Raw genomic sequence first — 15,598 nt, 5'->3', positions numbered from 1 at the left:
GCTGGACGGTTTTTGCCAGCCGGATGAGCGGCTTGCCGGGATTTGGTAGATTTCCCCTAAAACCGGCCCGCGTGGTCGCGCGCTCCGTTTGCTTTGGGTCTGGTTTCGGTTACCGGTAGCAGTAACGTTCAAACGAAACTGCAAACGAACCCGGTCACCAGTATCACTGGCGCGGGATTATGGGAGGAATGCAATGCGCGCAAGATGGACATTGGCGATAGTTGGCGCCGCAATGATGGTTGCAGGCAGCCTGCTCGCCCATCTGACGCAAACCTCGGGCGGCATCAAGATCGAGGACATTCGCTTCAAGGGTGCCAAGGGCAACACCATGAGCGCCCTGCTCTACACCCCGCCAAACGCCACGCCGCAGACCCCGGCGCCGGGCATCCTCGCGGTCCATGGCTACATCAATTCCCGCGAGACCCAGGACGGCTTCGCCATCGAATTCGCACGCCGCGGCTATGTGGTGCTGGCGCTGGACCAGACCGGCCACGGCTATAGCGACGGCCCCGCGTTCTCGAATGGCTTCGGCGGTCCCGACGGACTGGCGCATCTGCGCGGTCTCGCCAATGTCGACAAGAATAACATCGGTCTCGAGGGTCACTCGATGGGCGGCTGGACCATCCTGTCGGCGGCCACCGCCATGCCCAACGATTACAAGGCCATGGTCCTCGAAGGCTCTTCCACCGGCAAACCGTTCGCCGCCGACGGCACCTCCACCTGGCCGCGCAACCTCGCGCTGGTGTTCGCCCAATACGAGGAATTCTCGACCCTGATGTGGGGCGTGCCGAAGGCCCGCGACACCGTCAGCAGCCCGAAGCTGTGGGCGCTGTTCGGCACCTCGTCGGCGGTCGAGCCCGGCAAGGTCTACGGCGACCTCCAAGGGGGCACCGCCCGGGTGCTCTACACCCCGGCCATCACCCATCCCGCCGAGCACATCTCCCATGAGGCGATCGGCTATGCCCTCGACTGGTTCGGCAAGACCCTGACCGGCGGCACCCCACTGCCGGCATCCGACCAGATCTGGTTCCGCAAGGAGATCGGCACGGCATCGCGCTGCTCGGTTTCGTCGCCTTCCTGATCGGCATCTTCGACGGGTTGCTGGAGGCCCGCATGTTTGCCCGGCTGATCCTGCCGGAGCCGGCGGATGGCTCGAAGCCTTTGCAGACCCCAGTCGACCGCAGCCGCTGGCTCGGCGCTCTGGTCCTCTCGGTTCTGATCCCGGCTTTGACCTATTATCCGGCCTTCACGCTGGCCGGGAATTGGGTCAAGGCATCGCCCTGGCTGCCGCAGGGGATCACCAACCAGATCGCGGTCTGGGCCCTGATCAACGCCGCCATCGCGCTGGTGCTGATGCCGTTCGCGCCAAAACGCGCCAGCCGCCGCGGGATCATCGGCCTGTCGATCGCCATCGCGCTCGCCACCGTCGCGTCAGGCTACCTGGCGCTGTGGCTGGCCGACCTGATCTTCACCGTCGACTTCCGCTTCTGGATCGTGGCGCTGAAGCTGCTCAACGGCAAGCAGGCGCTGATGGCCCTGATCTACCTCGCCCCGATCACCCTGTTCTTCGTCATCGCCCTGCACGTGATGCACCGGAATTTCTCGACGCTCAGCGCCAGCCGGTCCGCCGTCTACCTCACCAACATGACCGCGCTGGCCTTTGGCTTCGCTCTCTTGCTGGGCATCCAGTACGGCGCCCTGTTCCTGAACGGCCAGTTGATCGACCCGGCACCCGCGGTGATCACCTCGGTCCCGCTGAACACCATCGTGGCGATCCAGTTCGTGCCGCTGATGGCGATTGTGGCCGTGATTGCCACCTTCACCTGGCGGCGCACCGGATCGAGCCTGCCGGGCGCCCTGATCTGCAGCTTGCTGGTGACCTGGTACGTGGTGGCGGGCACAGCGACGCAGGCTGCATTTTAAGCACGAACAACCTGCGTTTTGGGTTCAAAATTGGGCTGAAACCGCATAACGCCCCGGCTTTCGCCGGGGCAGGCGTGCGAGGCCGCGGACCGTGCCGCTCTCATGCGGCGACGATGCCTTGCCGTGTTCGCGGCCTGCCTGCCCTGACAATCCGGATGAAGGCGAGTTCCCGGCCAAGCGCTCGTGATTTGCCGGTCGTGGCAGGGGGTGGGTAATGTGCCACCCCCGGGAACGACCTTGCAGCCTTCATGCCCCAGCTTATCCTCAGCGTTCACTCCGGCGTCCATGACGCCGCCGTCGCCATTTTCGAAGATTACGATCTGAAGGCTGCCATCGCGCTGGAGCGACTGACCCGGCGCAAGAGCGATGGCAGCACTCACCCCGATGCGGCCATCGACGAAGTGCTGTCGATCGCCGGCGCCACCCGGCGCGATGTCGACGTCGTCGCCACTAGCCGCGCGATGTTTCCCAAGGCCTACTTCCCCCGCCTCGGTGGCCTCCGCTGGCTGCGCGAGCAGTATCGCAGCCGGGTCGGCAAGGACCGCCTGCTGCTCGGCGCCGAGCAGCATCGCTACCGCGCGCCGCGGGCAGAGGACGTCTTCGATGCCGCGGCGTGGCGGCGCGACGGCGGTTTCCGCGACGACGCCGCGGTCCATTTTTACAACCACCACGAAGCGCATGCGCTTCCCACTTTGTTCTACAGCCCGTGGCCGGATGCCCTGCTGGTGACGGCCGATGGCGGCGGCGACAATGTCAATTACAGCTACCGGCACTTCGCCGACCGCCGCCTGACGACGCTCTATGGCGACGACGCTTGTCTGTTCCTGCCAAATCCGGTCGACAGCCTCGGCCGCGCCTACAGCGCGGCGACCAAGTCGCTCGGATTTCGCCCCAACCGGCACGAGGGCAAGCTGACCGGGCTCGCGGCCATGGGCAAACCGACAGCGGCCGATACGATCGCCGGGTATTTTTCGGTGGCCCCGGACGGACGTATCCAGTCCAGCTTTCGCAGCTATCACCAGATGAACGCGTTGATGCGCCGGCTGGCGAAACAGGCCGGCCGGGAGGATTTTGCGGCGTCGATCCAGAAGGTGCTGGAAGACACCATGCTGCTGTCGCTGCAGCGCCTTTTGCAGCGGCATCCGGCGCGACATCTCGGCCTGTCCGGCGGCGTGTTCGCCAACGTCAAGCTCAACCGCCTGCTCGCGGAGCAATTGCCGATCGATGAACTGTTCATTTTCCCGGCGATGGGCGACGACGGCCTGCCGATCGGCGGGGCGCTGTCCTACCTGATGCAGCGCGACGGCCTGGCACCATGGCTGGGCCGCCGCCGCGATCTCGGGACTGTCTATCTCGGCCGCGATTTTCAGGCCGGGCTGGACGACGGCATCGCAGCCACGCCGGGGATTCACCGTGTCGACGAGGCACCGATCGATGGCGCGGTGAAGCGGTTGGTGGCGGGCGAGATCGGCGCGATCTACAATGGCCGGATGGAATACGGCCCCCGCGCATTGGGCGCCCGGACCATCCTCGCCAATCCGGCGCGGCGCGGCACCCACGACCTCTTGAACGAACGGCTGAGCCGTTCCGAATTCATGCCGTTCGCCCCCGTCATCACCACTGAGCGTGCCGCGGACGTGTTCGACGTCAATCCCGTCAATGCGCGCGCCTGCCGCTACATGACCATAGCCTGCGACGTGAGGCCGGAATGGCGGGACCGCATCCCCGCCGTGGTTCATGTCGATGGATCCGCGCGGCCGCAGGTGATCGCGCGTCCGGACAATCCGCTCTATTATGACATTGTCGAGGGGTTTGCAGAGGCCAGCGGATTGCCGGTGCTGGTCAACACCAGCTTCAACGTCCACGAGGAGCCCATCGTCAACAGCCCGGACGAAGCGCTGCGGGCGCTGCTCGACGGGCGGATCGATTTCCTGGTGACCACAGGCGGCCTGTACCGGCGCGACGCGGCGTAACGGCGCGGCACGGCAGCCCGCCGGCGAGCTGGTACGTGGTGGCGGGCACCGCGGCGCAGGCTGCATTTTGAGCAAAAACAGCCTGCGTTTTGGGCTGAAAATTGCGCCGGAACTGCATGACGCCCCGGCTTTCGCCGGGTCCTGCGCGGTGCTATAGCCCCCCTACAAATCATCCCTCCCGCAACGCGCTAAAGGCCCGAACCACCATGGCAAAAATCAAGGTAGCCAACCCCGTCGTCGAACTCGACGGCGACGAGATGACCCGAATCATCTGGCAGTACATCAAGGACAAGCTGATCAACCCCTTCCTTGACGTCAACCTGATGTATTTCGACCTCGGGATGGAATACCGCGACAAGACCGACGATCAGGTCACCATCGACGCGGCCCATGCGATCAAGAAATACGGCGTCGGCGTAAAGTGCGCCACCATCACTCCCGATGAAGCGCGCGTGAAGGAATTCGGCCTCAAGCAGATGTGGAAGTCGCCGAACGGCACCATCCGCAACATCCTCGGCGGCGTGATCTTCCGCGAACCGATCATCTGCAGCAACGTGCCGCGCCTGGTGCCCGGCTGGACCAAGCCGATCATCATCGGCCGCCACGCTTTCGGCGATCAGTACCGCGCCACCGACTTCAAGTTCCCCGGCAAGGGCACGCTGACCATGAAGTTCGTCGGCGAAGACGGCGCCGTGATCGAGCGCGAAGTGTTCCAGTCCCCCGGCGCCGGCGTCGCACTGGCCATGTACAACCTCGACGACTCGATCCGTGACTTCGCCCGCGCATCGCTGAACTACGGCCTGTCGCGCGGCGTTCCGGTCTATCTGTCGACCAAGAACACCATCCTCAAGGTCTATGACGGTCGCTTCAAGGACATCTTCCAGGAAATCTTCGACGCCGAATTCAAGACCAAGTTCGAAGCCGCGAAGATCACCTATGAGCATCGCCTGATCGATGACATGGTCGCCGCGGCGATGAAGTGGTCGGGCGGTTACGTCTGGGCCTGTAAGAACTACGACGGGGACGTGCAGTCCGACACCGTGGCCCAGGGCTACGGTTCGCTCGGCCTGATGACCTCGGTACTGCTGACGCCGGATGGTTCGGTGGTAGAAGCCGAAGCTGCCCACGGCACCGTGACCCGTCACTACCGCGAGCACCAGAAGGGCAAGGAAACCTCGACCAACTCGATCGCGTCGATCTTCGCCTGGACCCAAGGCCTCGCCCACCGCGCCAAGCTCGACAACAATGCCGAACTGGCGAAGTTCGCCAAGACCCTCGAAAAGGTCTGCGTCGACACCGTCGAGGCCGGCTACATGACCAAGGATCTGGCGCTGCTGGTCGGCGCCGATCAGCGCTGGCTCTCGACCACGGGCTTCCTCGACAAGGTCGCGGAAAACCTGACCAAGGAACTGGCGGCCTGATTTCCGCCCTCTCCTGACTGCACCATCCGAAAGTCCGGGTTGCCTCAGGCACCCCGGACTTTCTTTTTTAGACGTTCCGTTTTCGAGGTGACCCATGACTGCGCCAAATCCCGCCGACGGCAGCAATGATCCATATGTCTGGCTCGAAGAAATCGAGGGCGAGAAAGCCGTGGCATGGGTCGAGGCACAGAATGCGCGGACCGATGGCTTTCTCTGCAACGATAGCTACAAGCGCGACTTCGACGCGGTCATGAAGATCCTCGACGCCGACGATCGCATTCCCTTCGTCGGCAAGTCTGGCGACTATCTCTATAATTTCTGGAAAGACGCCGCTCATCCGCGCGGGCTTTGGCGCCGCACGACGCTGGAGAGCTACAAGACCGATACGCCTGAATGGGACGTGCTGCTCGACATCGATGCGCTAAACAAAGCGGAAGGCATCTCCTGGGCCTTCGCAGGTGCTGCGCGTTCCCCGGACAAGACGCGCGCGTTGATCAGCCTGTCGTTCAACGGCACTGACGCCATCGAAGTGCGTGAGTTCGATATTCCCAGCAAGAGCTTCGTTGCCGACGGCTTCATCATCCCGAAAGCCAAGACGCAGGTGAGCTGGGTCGATCAGGACACGCTGCTGCTCGGCAGCGCGCAGACGCCCGAGGACAGCACCGAGGCCGGCTATACCCGCAGCGTACGCAAATGGATGCGCGGCACACCGTTGGCTGCGGCTGAAACCGTCTTCGAGGTCGAGAAGCAGGACGTGGCCGCCTGGTTCGGCGTCAACCGCCGACCGAGCCATGAAGGCGTGATGTACTGGCGCGCGCTGGATTTCACGCGCTCGCATATATCAGTCGAGCGCAAGCATGGCCCGCATGCCGGGAAGCGCCTGCGCCTCGAACTGCCGGAGGAGATCTCGGTCTCGGCCGAAGCCAATGATCTTCTGGTCAGCCCGAAACAGGACTGGACCGTCGGCGACCAGACGATCCCGACCGGCGCACTCGCCGTCATCGACCTCGATCGCTTCCTGTCTGGCGCACGCGATTTCGAGATCGTCTTCATGCCGACACCGACCCGCGCGCTACAATCATGGTCGGAGACCCGGCACGGCATCGTGCTGGAAATCCTCGACAACGTCCGCGGTCGCCTCGCTCTGCTGCAGCGGAGCGAAGCTGGCTGGCACGAAACGGCACTTCCGGGATTGCCCGATAACGCCACGATCTCGGCGCAGAATTTCGGCGGCGAAGACGATCCTAATCTCGGCACCGACATGCTGCTCACCGTCACCGGCTTCGACAGGCCGACCACGACGGCGCTGTGGAACGGCCACGGCGCGCCAGAGCCGCTGAAGAGCTCGCCGCGCAATTTCGATCCCGAGGGCATCGAGGTGCAACAACGCCATGCGGTAGCTGCGGACGGCACCAGGATTCCCTACTTCCTGATCGGCAAGAATCTTTCTGCCGACGCCCCGCCCCGGCCGACGATTCTCTATGGCTATGGCGGCTTCGAGATATCGCTGACACCCGCCTATATGGGCATCGCCGGCAAGTTGTGGCTCGAAGAAGGTCATCTCTACGCCATCGCCAATATCCGCGGTGGTGGTGAGTTCGGCCCGGCGTGGCATCTGGCTTCGCGCAAGATCACCAAGCATGTGGCCCATGATGACTTCGCGACTGTAGCGCGAGATCTCGCAGCGTCTGGTATCACGACGGCGCAGAAACTCGCCTGCCACGGCGGCAGCAATGGCGGCCTGCTCGTCGGCAACATGCTGACGCGCTATCCGGAACTGTTCGGCGCCATCTGGTGCAGCGTGCCGCTGCTCGATATGGCGCGCTATACCAAGCTGCTCGCCGGCGCGAGCTGGATCGCCGAATATGGTGATCCGGAAATTCCCGACGAGTGGGTCTATCTGCAGAAATACTCGCCCTATCACCTGATCGCGCCCGGCAAGACCTATCCGCCGATCTTCATCACTACCAACCGCACCGACGACCGCGTCCATCCCGGCCACGCCCGCAAGATGGCGGCGAAGCTCGAAGAGCTCGGCTATCCCGTCTGGTTCAACGAGACAGTGGCGGGCGGACACTCCGGCGCCGTGGACAATACCAAGCAAGCACAGAGCCAGGCTCTGGGATTTGCGTTTCTACGGCGGACGATTGGAGCTGCGTAAGACGAAACGACAGAGCAACTACCAACCAGAGCAAGAGAGGGTTCACATGACCTGCAATACGCCACATGTTTTCAAACGCCCGATCCTGACCACGATTGTCACGCTCTTGCTCAGTGTCGCGGGCGCATTCTCTGCTTTGGCGCAGGTGCCGGATGCGATTGCAGCCCCCGGCGAGACGCAGATCGCCAAGCTGCATGCTGAAGGCGCGCAGGTCTATGAGTGCAAGGTCGACGCTTCAGGAAAGCTGACATGGACGTTCCGCGAGCCGATCGCCACGCTGATGGCCGATGGTAAGACCGTGGGGCGGCACTATGTCGGACCGAACTGGGAATACAGCGATGGCAGCGCGGTGGTCGGTAAGGTGACCGGCAACGCACCAGGCACCGCTGCCAAGGACATTCCGTGGCTTCGCCTCGAAGCCGCCTCGCATCGCGGCAGCGGCATGTTGAGCGGCGTGACCACGGTACAGCGCATCAACACCGTTGGCGGCACGCTCGGCGGCACCTGCAGCGGCGCCGGCACTTTACAGAGCGAGCCCTATTCGGCCGACTACGTGTTCCTGCGCAAAGGCTAAGGACATTTCGCCGGCGGACACTCCGGCGCGGTAGAGAATACCGAGCAGGCACAGAGCCAGGCGCGAGGTTTGCGTTTCTACGCCGAACGATTTGCCGCTAGAGCAGAGAAGACCAGAAAAACATTCAGGGAGACCGCCTCATGTCATCTAGCAAAGTCGCCATCATCACGGCCGGTGGAAGCGGCATGGGCGCCGCATCTGCGCGCCGCCTTGCTGCCGACGGCTTCAAGGTCGCGATCCTGTCTTCATCGGGGAAAGGTGAAGCGTTGGCGCAAGAACTCGGCGGCATTGGCGTCACCGGCTCCAACCAGTCGAGCGACGATTTGAAGCGACTGGTCGACGACACGCTGGAGAAATGGGGCCGGATCGACACGCTGGTAAACAGCGCCGGTCACGGCCCGCGTGCGCCGCTGCTCGATATCACCGACGAGCAGTGGCACACCGGCATGGATGTCTACCTGATGAACGTGATCCGGCCAACGCGACTGGTGACGCCGATCATGCAGAAGCAGAAGTCCGGCGCGATCATCAACATCTCCACCGCATGGGCATTCGAGCCCTCAGCGATGTTTCCGACTTCCGCCGTGTTCCGCGCCGGTCTCGCCTCTTACACAAAATTGTTCGCGGATAGTTTTGCCGCCGACAATGTACGGATGAACAATGTGCTGCCCGGCTGGATCGACAGCCTGCCCGCTACCGAAGAGCGGCGCCAGAGCGTCCCGATGCAACGCTATGGCAAGAGCGACGAGATCGCAGCCACGGTCGCATTCCTCGCATCGGATGGCGCTGGCTATATCACCGGCCAGAACATTCGCGTCGATGGCGGCATGACGCGGTCGGTGTGATGACCTGATCGCAACGGCGCGACTAAACGGCCGCCGTCGCGCCGATCTGCAGCAGCATCGCCTTGGCGATTTCCTGCTCGCCCATGATCACGACATTGGCGCCGTGATGCTTGAGATGCGCGATCTCTTCTTCGGAATGGGCGCGGGCGATGATTGGAAGCGTAGGGTTGAGCGCACGGGCCTTGGCGACGATCTGACCGCCTTCGAAGGCGTCCGGGATGGCGACGAGCAATCCCCTGGCGCCCATCACATTTGCAGCCTGCAACATGTCCGGCGCCGCGGCATTGCCGGTGATCACTTCGACACCGAGGCTCTGCAGGCGCTCGACGACACCCGGCGTGTCCTCGATCACCAGCAGCGGCGTGTTGTTCAGGCGCAGCGCCCTGCTGACCACGCTGCCGACACGACCATGGCCGACCAGCACGACGTGGTCCTTGAGCTGGGTCTCCGGCAACGGGACGCGCGGGACCGCCTTCTCCTTGCTGTCCGCAGCAGCGGCTTCGCTCGCTGCCGCTGCTTTCGCGTCCTTGTCAGCCAACAAACGATCGAGCAACGCGAAGAACAGCGGATTGAGCATGATCGAGATAATCGCGCCTGCGAGCACGAGATCGCGACCGCGATCCGGCAGCAGACCGAGGCCCACGCCGAGGCTGACGAGAATGAAGGAGAACTCGCCGATCTGCGCCAGCGAGGCGGAGATCGTCAGCGCCGTCGAGGTCGGATAGCCGAACAGCCGGACGATGCCGAAGGCAGCCGCCGATTTGCCGAACAGGATGATGAAGACGGTGGCGAGCAGCGGCAGCGGTTCGCGCAGGATGATCGCCGGATCGACCAGCATGCCGACCGAGACAAAGAACAGCACCGCAAACGCGTCGCGTAGCGGCAGCGTCTCATTGGCAGCGCGCTGGCTGAGTTCGGACTCGCTGAGGATCATGCCCGCAAAGAACGCACCGAGCGCGAACGACACGTCAAAGACGAGGGCTGCGCCGAAGGCGACGCCGAGCGAGATGGCGAACACCGCAAGACGAAACAACTCGCGCGACCCGGTATGCGCCACATAGTGCAGCAACATCGGGATGACGCGGCGGCCTACCACCAGCATGAAGATGACGAAGCCCGCGACCTTACCGAGCGTGATCAGCACCGGCATAGCCAGCGACGACATGCTGGCACCATTGCCCTCGCCTTTAAGCAGGCCAGCGATCGCCGGAAGCAGCACCAGCGTCAGCACCATCGCGAGGTCCTCGACGATCAGCCAGCCGATGGCGATGCGGCCGCGCTCGCTGTCCACCAGCCGTCGTTCCTGCAACGCGCGGAGCAGCACGACCGTCGATGCGACGGAGAGCGCAAGGCCAAACACAAGGCCACCACCGAACGACCAGCCGAGTGCCTCGCCAAGGCCGATGCCGAGCAGCGTCGCCACGGCGATTTGCACGATGGCGCCGGGGATCGCGATATTCTTGACCGAGAGCAGATCCTTCAGCGAGAAATGCAGGCCGACGCCAAACATCAGCAGGATAATGCCGATCTCCGCGAGTTCATTGGCGATATTCTGGTCCGCCACATAGCCGGGCGTAAATGGGCCCATGAAGACGCCGGCGAGCAGATAGCCGACCAGCGGCGACACGCGAATGCGCTGTGCGATCAGGCCAAGGATGAATGCCAGTACGAGGCCGACGACGACGGTGGAAATCAGCGGGGTGTTATGCTCCATGCCGCTTTTTGCCGCATGGGCGCGTGGGATGCCACCCTTAACGAGGGCTACTCATGGTCGCAGGCGCGAGCGGTCACGTCATCGCGAGATGGGGTTGTGTGACCCACACTGCCATTCCGGGGCGCGATCTCAGCGAAGCTGAGAGCGTGAACCTCAGCCATTCCAGTTGGAATGGCGGGGAATCTCGACATAGTAAAACACTACGGGATTCCGGGTTCGCGCCCGCCTGGCGGCGTTCGCGACACCGGAATGACGAGATTAGTTGCCGATCGCCGCTTCGATCGCCTTCAGCGCCACATCGGCCTTGGCGCCGTCCGGACCGCCGGCCTGCGCCATGTCCGCCCGCCCACCGCCGCCTTTGCCGCCCAAGGCTTCAGAGGCGAGCTTCACCAGATCGACAGCGCTGAAACGCTTGGTCAGATCCTCGGTCACACCGACCACGACGCCGGCCTTGCCGTCTTCACCGACATTGATGATCGCGACCACGCCGGAGCCGAGCTGCTTCTTGCCGGCATCGGCGAGGCTCTTGAGATCCTTCATCTCGATGCCCGACACACTCTTGGCCATAAGCTTGACGTCGCCGACCGTCTTGACGTCCGCGCCTGCGCCGGCCGCAGCCGATGCGCCAGCGGCAGCACCGCCGCCCATGGCGATGGTCTTCTTCGCCTCGGAGAGCTCACGCTCCAGCTTCTTGCGCTCGTCCATCAGCGCAGCGATGCGCGCTGGCATGTCGTCGAGCGTCGTGCGGAGCTCGTTCGCAGCGGTCTTGGCGAGCTGCATCGTCTCGTTGGCGTGATGACGCGCATGATTACCGGTCAGCGCCTCGATGCGGCGCACGCCGGAAGACACTGCGCTTTCGCCGGTGACCGAGATCATGCCGATGTCGCCAGTGCGCCGCACATGGGTGCCGCCGCAAAGTTCGACCGACCAGCCGAGCGCATTGCTGCCGCTATCGCGCGGCATCTTGCCCATGGAGACAACGCGAACTTCGTCGCCGTATTTCTCACCGAACAGTGCGCGTGCGCCCGCCTCGCGCGCATCGTCCACCGCCATCAGGCGCGTGGTGACTGCGTCGTTTTCCAGCACGACATTGTTGGCGATGTCTTCGACCCGGCGGAGCTCGTCGGCCGTGATCGGCTTCTGATGCACGAAATCGAAACGCAGCCGGTCCGGCGCCACGAGCGAGCCGCGCTGCGCGATGTGATCGCCGAGCACCTGACGCAGCGCTTCATGCAGCAGATGCGTCGCCGAGTGATTGGCGCGAATCGACGAGCGACGGGTGTGATCGACGTCGAGCGCCAGCGCAGCGCCGACTTTCAGCGTGCCCTGCTCGAGCGTGCCGACATGCACGAACAGATCGCCTGCGCGCTTCTGGGTTTCTGTGACACGGAAGGTCACGCCCTCGCCGGTAATCACACCAGTGTCGCCGACCTGGCCACCGGACTCTGCATAGAACGGCGTCTGGTTGAGAACGATGGCGCCGGTGTCACCTGCCTTGAGGCTGTCAACTTCCTTGCCATCCTTCACCAGTGCCGTAACCGCACCTTCCGCAGACTCGGTCTCGTAGCCGAGAAATTCCGTCGCACCGAGTTTTTCACGCAACTCGAACCAGATGGCCTCAGTCGCGGTCTCGCCGGAGGAAAAGCGCGACGCGCGGGCCTTCTGTTTCTGCTTCTCCATCGCATCGGTGAAGGACGCGATATCGACCGAGATGCCGCGGTTGCGCAGCGCATCCTGGGTCAGATCGAGCGGGAAACCGTAGGTGTCGTACAGCGTGAACGCAGTCTCGCCGTCGAACATGTCGCCCTTCTTCAGCGACGCGCTCTTGTCGTCGAGAATGCCGAGGCCGCGGTCCAGCGTCTTGCGGAAGCGCGTCTCTTCGAGCCGCAGCGTTTCCTCGATCAGGCTCTCGGCGCGCACCAACTCAGGATAAGCCTGGCCCATCTCGCGCACCAGCGCCCACACCAGGCGCCACATCAGCGGCTCCTTGGCGCCGAGCAACTGGCCGTGACGCATGGCGCGGCGCATGATCCGGCGCAGCACATAGCCGCGGCCTTCATTCGACGGCAGCACGCCATCGGCAATCAGGAACGACGAGGCGCGTAGATGGTCGGCGATGACGCGCAGCGAGGCCTTCATCGGCCCCTGTGGATCGGCGCCGGTGAGATCGGCGATGGCACGGATCAGCGCGACGAACAGATCGATGTCGTAATTGTCGTGCTTGCCCTGCAGCACCGCAGCGATGCGCTCGAGGCCCATGCCGGTGTCGATTGACGGCTTCGGCAGCGAGATGCGGTTGCCCGGCGCCAGCTGGTCGAACTGCATGAAAACGAGATTCCAGATCTCGATGAAACGGTCGCCGTCTTCATCTGGCGAGCCGGGAGGACCACCGGGAATCTTGTCGCCATGGTCGAAGAAGATTTCCGAACACGGACCGCACGGGCCGGTATCACCCATCTGCCAGAAATTGTCCGAGGTCGGGATGCGGATGATCTTGGAATCCGGCAGGCCGATCTTCTTCCACAGCGCGAAGGCTTCATCGTCCTCGGAATAGACGGTGACCAGCAGGCGGTCCTTGGCGAGGCCGTACTCCTTGGTGATCAGGTTCCAGGCCAGCTCGATCGCGCGTTCCTTGAAATAATCGCCAAACGAGAAGTTGCCGAGCATCTCGAAGAACGTGTGATGGCGCGCGGTATAGCCGACATTGTCGAGGTCGTTATGCTTGCCGCCGGCGCGGACGCATTTCTGCGACGTCGTCGCGCGCTGATAGGGCCGCTTCTCGACGCCGGTAAAGACGTTCTTGAACTGCACCATGCCGGCATTGGTGAACATCAGCGTGGGGTCGTTGCGCGGCACCAGCGGCGACGACGACACGATGTCGTGACCATTCGCCGCGAAGTAATTCAGAAATGCCGACCTGATCTCGTTAACGCCGCTCATATCAGTCCCATTGCGCCCAAGACTTGTTACGTTCAAGACTTGGCGCCTAAAAATCGCCCACAGCCAAATTGTTTGAAGATTTGCCGCCGGCCAATGCCACAATCGGTTGCTTTTAGACCGACGGCACTAGGGCTGTCCAGAAACTGTGCAAGGGGATGACAAGGGATCATTCAAGCGGATCAGGGGCTTGCCGCAGCAGCACAGGGCCGTTGATAGGTGCCGGAACCGCGTTGACAGATTCAGGGAACGCATGCTCTTGTGCCGGCGTTGAAAGACGTCACGTCGGGAGAGACCGGCCCCCGTTTGGGCCGGCGCCGAAGGAGCAACCGCCCCGGAAACTCTCAGGCAAAAGGACCGCGTGACAGGTTAGCATCTGGAAAGAGATGCCTTTGAGCCCAAATGGGCCGATGGCGTCCGCCGACGGGATAATACTCTCAGGCACAGCGACAGATGGGGCTCGTACAGGCACTCCGGGAATGGTCCCGGGGAACCGCGAGGACCCGTCACCATGCTAGCGACTGATAAACCCTCAACTTTAAAACAAACGCCGCTGCACGCCCTCCACATCGCCCGTGGCGGCAAGATGGTGCCCTTCGCCGGTTATGACATGCCAGTGCAATTCGCCACCGGCGTGCTGAAGGAGCATCTCCACACCCGCGCGGCCGCGGGACTGTTCGATGTTTCCCATATGGGCCAGCTCGCCTTGCGGGCGAAGTCCGGCAAACTCGAAGATGCGGCCTTGGCGCTCGAGAAGCTGGTGCCGATGGACATTCTGGCGCTGGCACCGGGGCGTCAGCGTTATGCCCAGTTCACCAATGAGGCCGGCGGCATTCTCGACGACCTGATGGTGGCGAATTTCGGCGATCACCTGTTTCTGGTGGTGAACGCTGCCTGCAAGGATGAAGACGAGGCGCATCTGCGCGCGCATCTCTCCGACGCCTGCATCATCGAGGCCCTGCCCGACCGTGCACTGATCGCCCTGCAAGGGCCAAAGGCCGCGGATGTGCTGGCAAAATTCTGCCCGGAAGCGCCGGCGATGATGTTCATGGACGCGGGCCCGCATCAGGTGAACGGCATTGCCTGTTTCGTCTCGCGCTCCGGCTACACCGGCGAAGACGGCTACGAGATCTCGATCCCGAACGATCAGGCCGAGGCCCTTACCTCCTCCTTGCTCGATCGTCCCGACGTTCTGCCGATCGGCCTCGGCGCCCGCGACAGCCTGCGTCTCGAAGCCGGGCTGTGCCTCTACGGCCATGACATCGACACGACGACCACGCCCATCGAAGGCGGGTTGAACTGGTCGATCCAGAAGAGCCGCCGCACCGGCGGCGCCCGCGCCGGCGGTTTTCTCGGCAGCGACAAGATCCTGGCGCAGCTCGATGGCGGCGCGCCGCGCAAGCGCATCGGCCTGCTGCCGGAAGGCCGCGCGCCCGTGCGCGAAGGTGTGCTGCTGTTTGCGGACGCCACCTCCACCGAATCGATCGGCAGCGTCACCTCGGGCGGTTTCGGCCCCAGTCTCGGCGCGCCAATTGCAATGGGCTATCTGCCCAGCGCGCAGGCAGCCGACGGCACCACCGTCTATGCCGAGCTTCGCGGCCAGCGCATGCCGATGAAAGTGTCACCCATGCCCTTCGTCCCCCACAGCTACAAGCGTTGAGGAACTGATCCATGACCACCCTGTACACCGAAGACCACGAATGGCTCCTGATTGACGGCGACGTCGTCACTGTCGGCATCACCGACTACGCGCAGTCACAGCTCGGCGACGTCGTGTTCGTCGAACTGCCCAAAGTCGGCCGCGCACTGAAGAAGGCCGAAGCCGCCGCCGTGGTCGAATCGGTCAAGGCCGCCTCCGACGTCTATGCGCCGATCACCGGCGAGGTCGTCGAGATCAATGACGCGCTCGCCGCCGAGCCTGCGCTGGTGAATTCCGATGCCGACGGCAAGGCATGGTTCTTCAAGATCAAACTCGCCGACAAGAGCGAGCTCGAAGGCCTGATGGACGCGGACGCCTACAAAGCCCACACCGCCTAGTCGTCATGCCCGG

Annotated in this window: 11 protein-coding genes and 1 riboswitch; of the genes, 9 read left to right on the top strand and 2 right to left on the bottom strand. The window is 63.4% G+C overall.

What is annotated here, in order from left to right:
* The first annotated feature begins 193 nt into the window (after positions 1 to 193).
* From AC1DUY_RS14355 to AC1DUY_RS14325, 7 genes are all read left to right on the top strand, one after another.
* A complete protein-coding gene (locus AC1DUY_RS14355; protein ID WP_478115052.1) occupies positions 194 to 1,081 on the top strand; it encodes an alpha/beta hydrolase family protein in 888 nt (295 codons plus the stop codon).
* A 32-nt stretch (positions 1,082 to 1,113) separates the two neighbouring features.
* The gene (locus AC1DUY_RS14350) at positions 1,114 to 1,923 is read left to right on the top strand and encodes a hypothetical protein (protein WP_478115050.1); all 810 of its coding nucleotides are present in this window, start codon (positions 1,114 to 1,116) and stop codon (positions 1,921 to 1,923) included.
* Between the two features lie 248 nt (positions 1,924 to 2,171).
* Positions 2,172 to 3,896, top strand: coding sequence for a carbamoyltransferase C-terminal domain-containing protein (locus AC1DUY_RS14345; RefSeq protein WP_478115048.1), 1,725 nt, complete (start codon positions 2,172 to 2,174; stop codon positions 3,894 to 3,896).
* A gap of 206 nt (positions 3,897 to 4,102) precedes the next feature.
* Entirely contained in the window at positions 4,103 to 5,317 is a 1,215-nt protein-coding gene (locus AC1DUY_RS14340) for an NADP-dependent isocitrate dehydrogenase (RefSeq protein ID WP_068735892.1), read from the top strand.
* Between the two features lie 94 nt (positions 5,318 to 5,411).
* The gene (locus tag AC1DUY_RS14335) at positions 5,412 to 7,478 is read left to right on the top strand and encodes a prolyl oligopeptidase family serine peptidase (protein ID WP_478115046.1); all 2,067 of its coding nucleotides are present in this window, start codon (positions 5,412 to 5,414) and stop codon (positions 7,476 to 7,478) included.
* A gap of 46 nt (positions 7,479 to 7,524) precedes the next feature.
* Entirely contained in the window at positions 7,525 to 8,052 is a 528-nt protein-coding gene (locus tag AC1DUY_RS14330) for a DUF3455 domain-containing protein (RefSeq protein WP_478115044.1), read from the top strand.
* Between the two features lie 140 nt (positions 8,053 to 8,192).
* Positions 8,193 to 8,897 carry an SDR family oxidoreductase gene (locus AC1DUY_RS14325; RefSeq protein WP_478115042.1) on the top strand — a complete coding sequence of 235 codons (705 nt, stop codon included), beginning with the start codon at positions 8,193 to 8,195 and terminating at the stop codon, positions 8,895 to 8,897.
* A 22-nt stretch (positions 8,898 to 8,919) separates the two neighbouring features.
* On the opposite strand, the gene ybaL is transcribed toward AC1DUY_RS14325, so the two are convergent.
* Together ybaL and alaS are read right to left on the bottom strand one after the other, a co-directional pair.
* Positions 8,920 to 10,611, bottom strand: coding sequence for a YbaL family putative K(+) efflux transporter (ybaL, locus tag AC1DUY_RS14320; protein WP_478115040.1), 1,692 nt, complete (start codon positions 10,609 to 10,611; stop codon positions 8,920 to 8,922).
* A 258-nt stretch (positions 10,612 to 10,869) separates the two neighbouring features.
* Positions 10,870 to 13,551, bottom strand: coding sequence for an alanine--tRNA ligase (alaS, locus tag AC1DUY_RS14315; protein ID WP_478115038.1), 2,682 nt, complete (start codon positions 13,549 to 13,551; stop codon positions 10,870 to 10,872).
* Positions 13,552 to 13,823: 272 nt separating this feature from the next.
* A riboswitch (glycine riboswitch) is annotated at positions 13,824 to 13,918 on the top strand.
* A 141-nt stretch (positions 13,919 to 14,059) separates the two neighbouring features.
* Here alaS and gcvT point away from each other — a divergent pair.
* Both gcvT and gcvH read left to right on the top strand, forming a co-directional pair.
* Entirely contained in the window at positions 14,060 to 15,208 is a 1,149-nt protein-coding gene (gene gcvT / locus AC1DUY_RS14310; protein WP_478115036.1) for a glycine cleavage system aminomethyltransferase GcvT, read from the top strand.
* Between the two features lie 11 nt (positions 15,209 to 15,219).
* The gene (gene gcvH / locus AC1DUY_RS14305) at positions 15,220 to 15,585 is read left to right on the top strand and encodes a glycine cleavage system protein GcvH (protein WP_478115034.1); all 366 of its coding nucleotides are present in this window, start codon (positions 15,220 to 15,222) and stop codon (positions 15,583 to 15,585) included.
* The last annotated feature ends 13 nt before the right edge of the window (positions 15,586 to 15,598 follow it).

This window comes from Tardiphaga sp. P4_G1, assembly GCF_056401215.1.
Note: the sequence above shows the minus strand (reverse complement) of the source record. Positions and strands in the feature narration are given on the sequence as shown.

Coding starts and splice junctions, on each gene's coding strand:
- AC1DUY_RS14355 (WP_478115052.1), top strand. CDS start 194: ATGCGCGCAAGATGGACATTGGCGATAGTTGGCGCCGCAATGATGGTT.
- AC1DUY_RS14350 (WP_478115050.1), top strand. CDS start 1,114: ATGTTTGCCCGGCTGATCCTGCCGGAGCCGGCGGATGGCTCGAAGCCT.
- AC1DUY_RS14345 (WP_478115048.1), top strand. CDS start 2,172: ATGCCCCAGCTTATCCTCAGCGTTCACTCCGGCGTCCATGACGCCGCC.
- AC1DUY_RS14340 (WP_068735892.1), top strand. CDS start 4,103: ATGGCAAAAATCAAGGTAGCCAACCCCGTCGTCGAACTCGACGGCGAC.
- AC1DUY_RS14335 (WP_478115046.1), top strand. CDS start 5,412: ATGACTGCGCCAAATCCCGCCGACGGCAGCAATGATCCATATGTCTGG.
- AC1DUY_RS14330 (WP_478115044.1), top strand. CDS start 7,525: ATGACCTGCAATACGCCACATGTTTTCAAACGCCCGATCCTGACCACG.
- AC1DUY_RS14325 (WP_478115042.1), top strand. CDS start 8,193: ATGTCATCTAGCAAAGTCGCCATCATCACGGCCGGTGGAAGCGGCATG.
- ybaL (WP_478115040.1), bottom strand. CDS start 10,611: ATGGAGCATAACACCCCGCTGATTTCCACCGTCGTCGTCGGCCTCGTA.
- alaS (WP_478115038.1), bottom strand. CDS start 13,551: ATGAGCGGCGTTAACGAGATCAGGTCGGCATTTCTGAATTACTTCGCG.
- gcvT (WP_478115036.1), top strand. CDS start 14,060: ATGCTAGCGACTGATAAACCCTCAACTTTAAAACAAACGCCGCTGCAC.
- gcvH (WP_478115034.1), top strand. CDS start 15,220: ATGACCACCCTGTACACCGAAGACCACGAATGGCTCCTGATTGACGGC.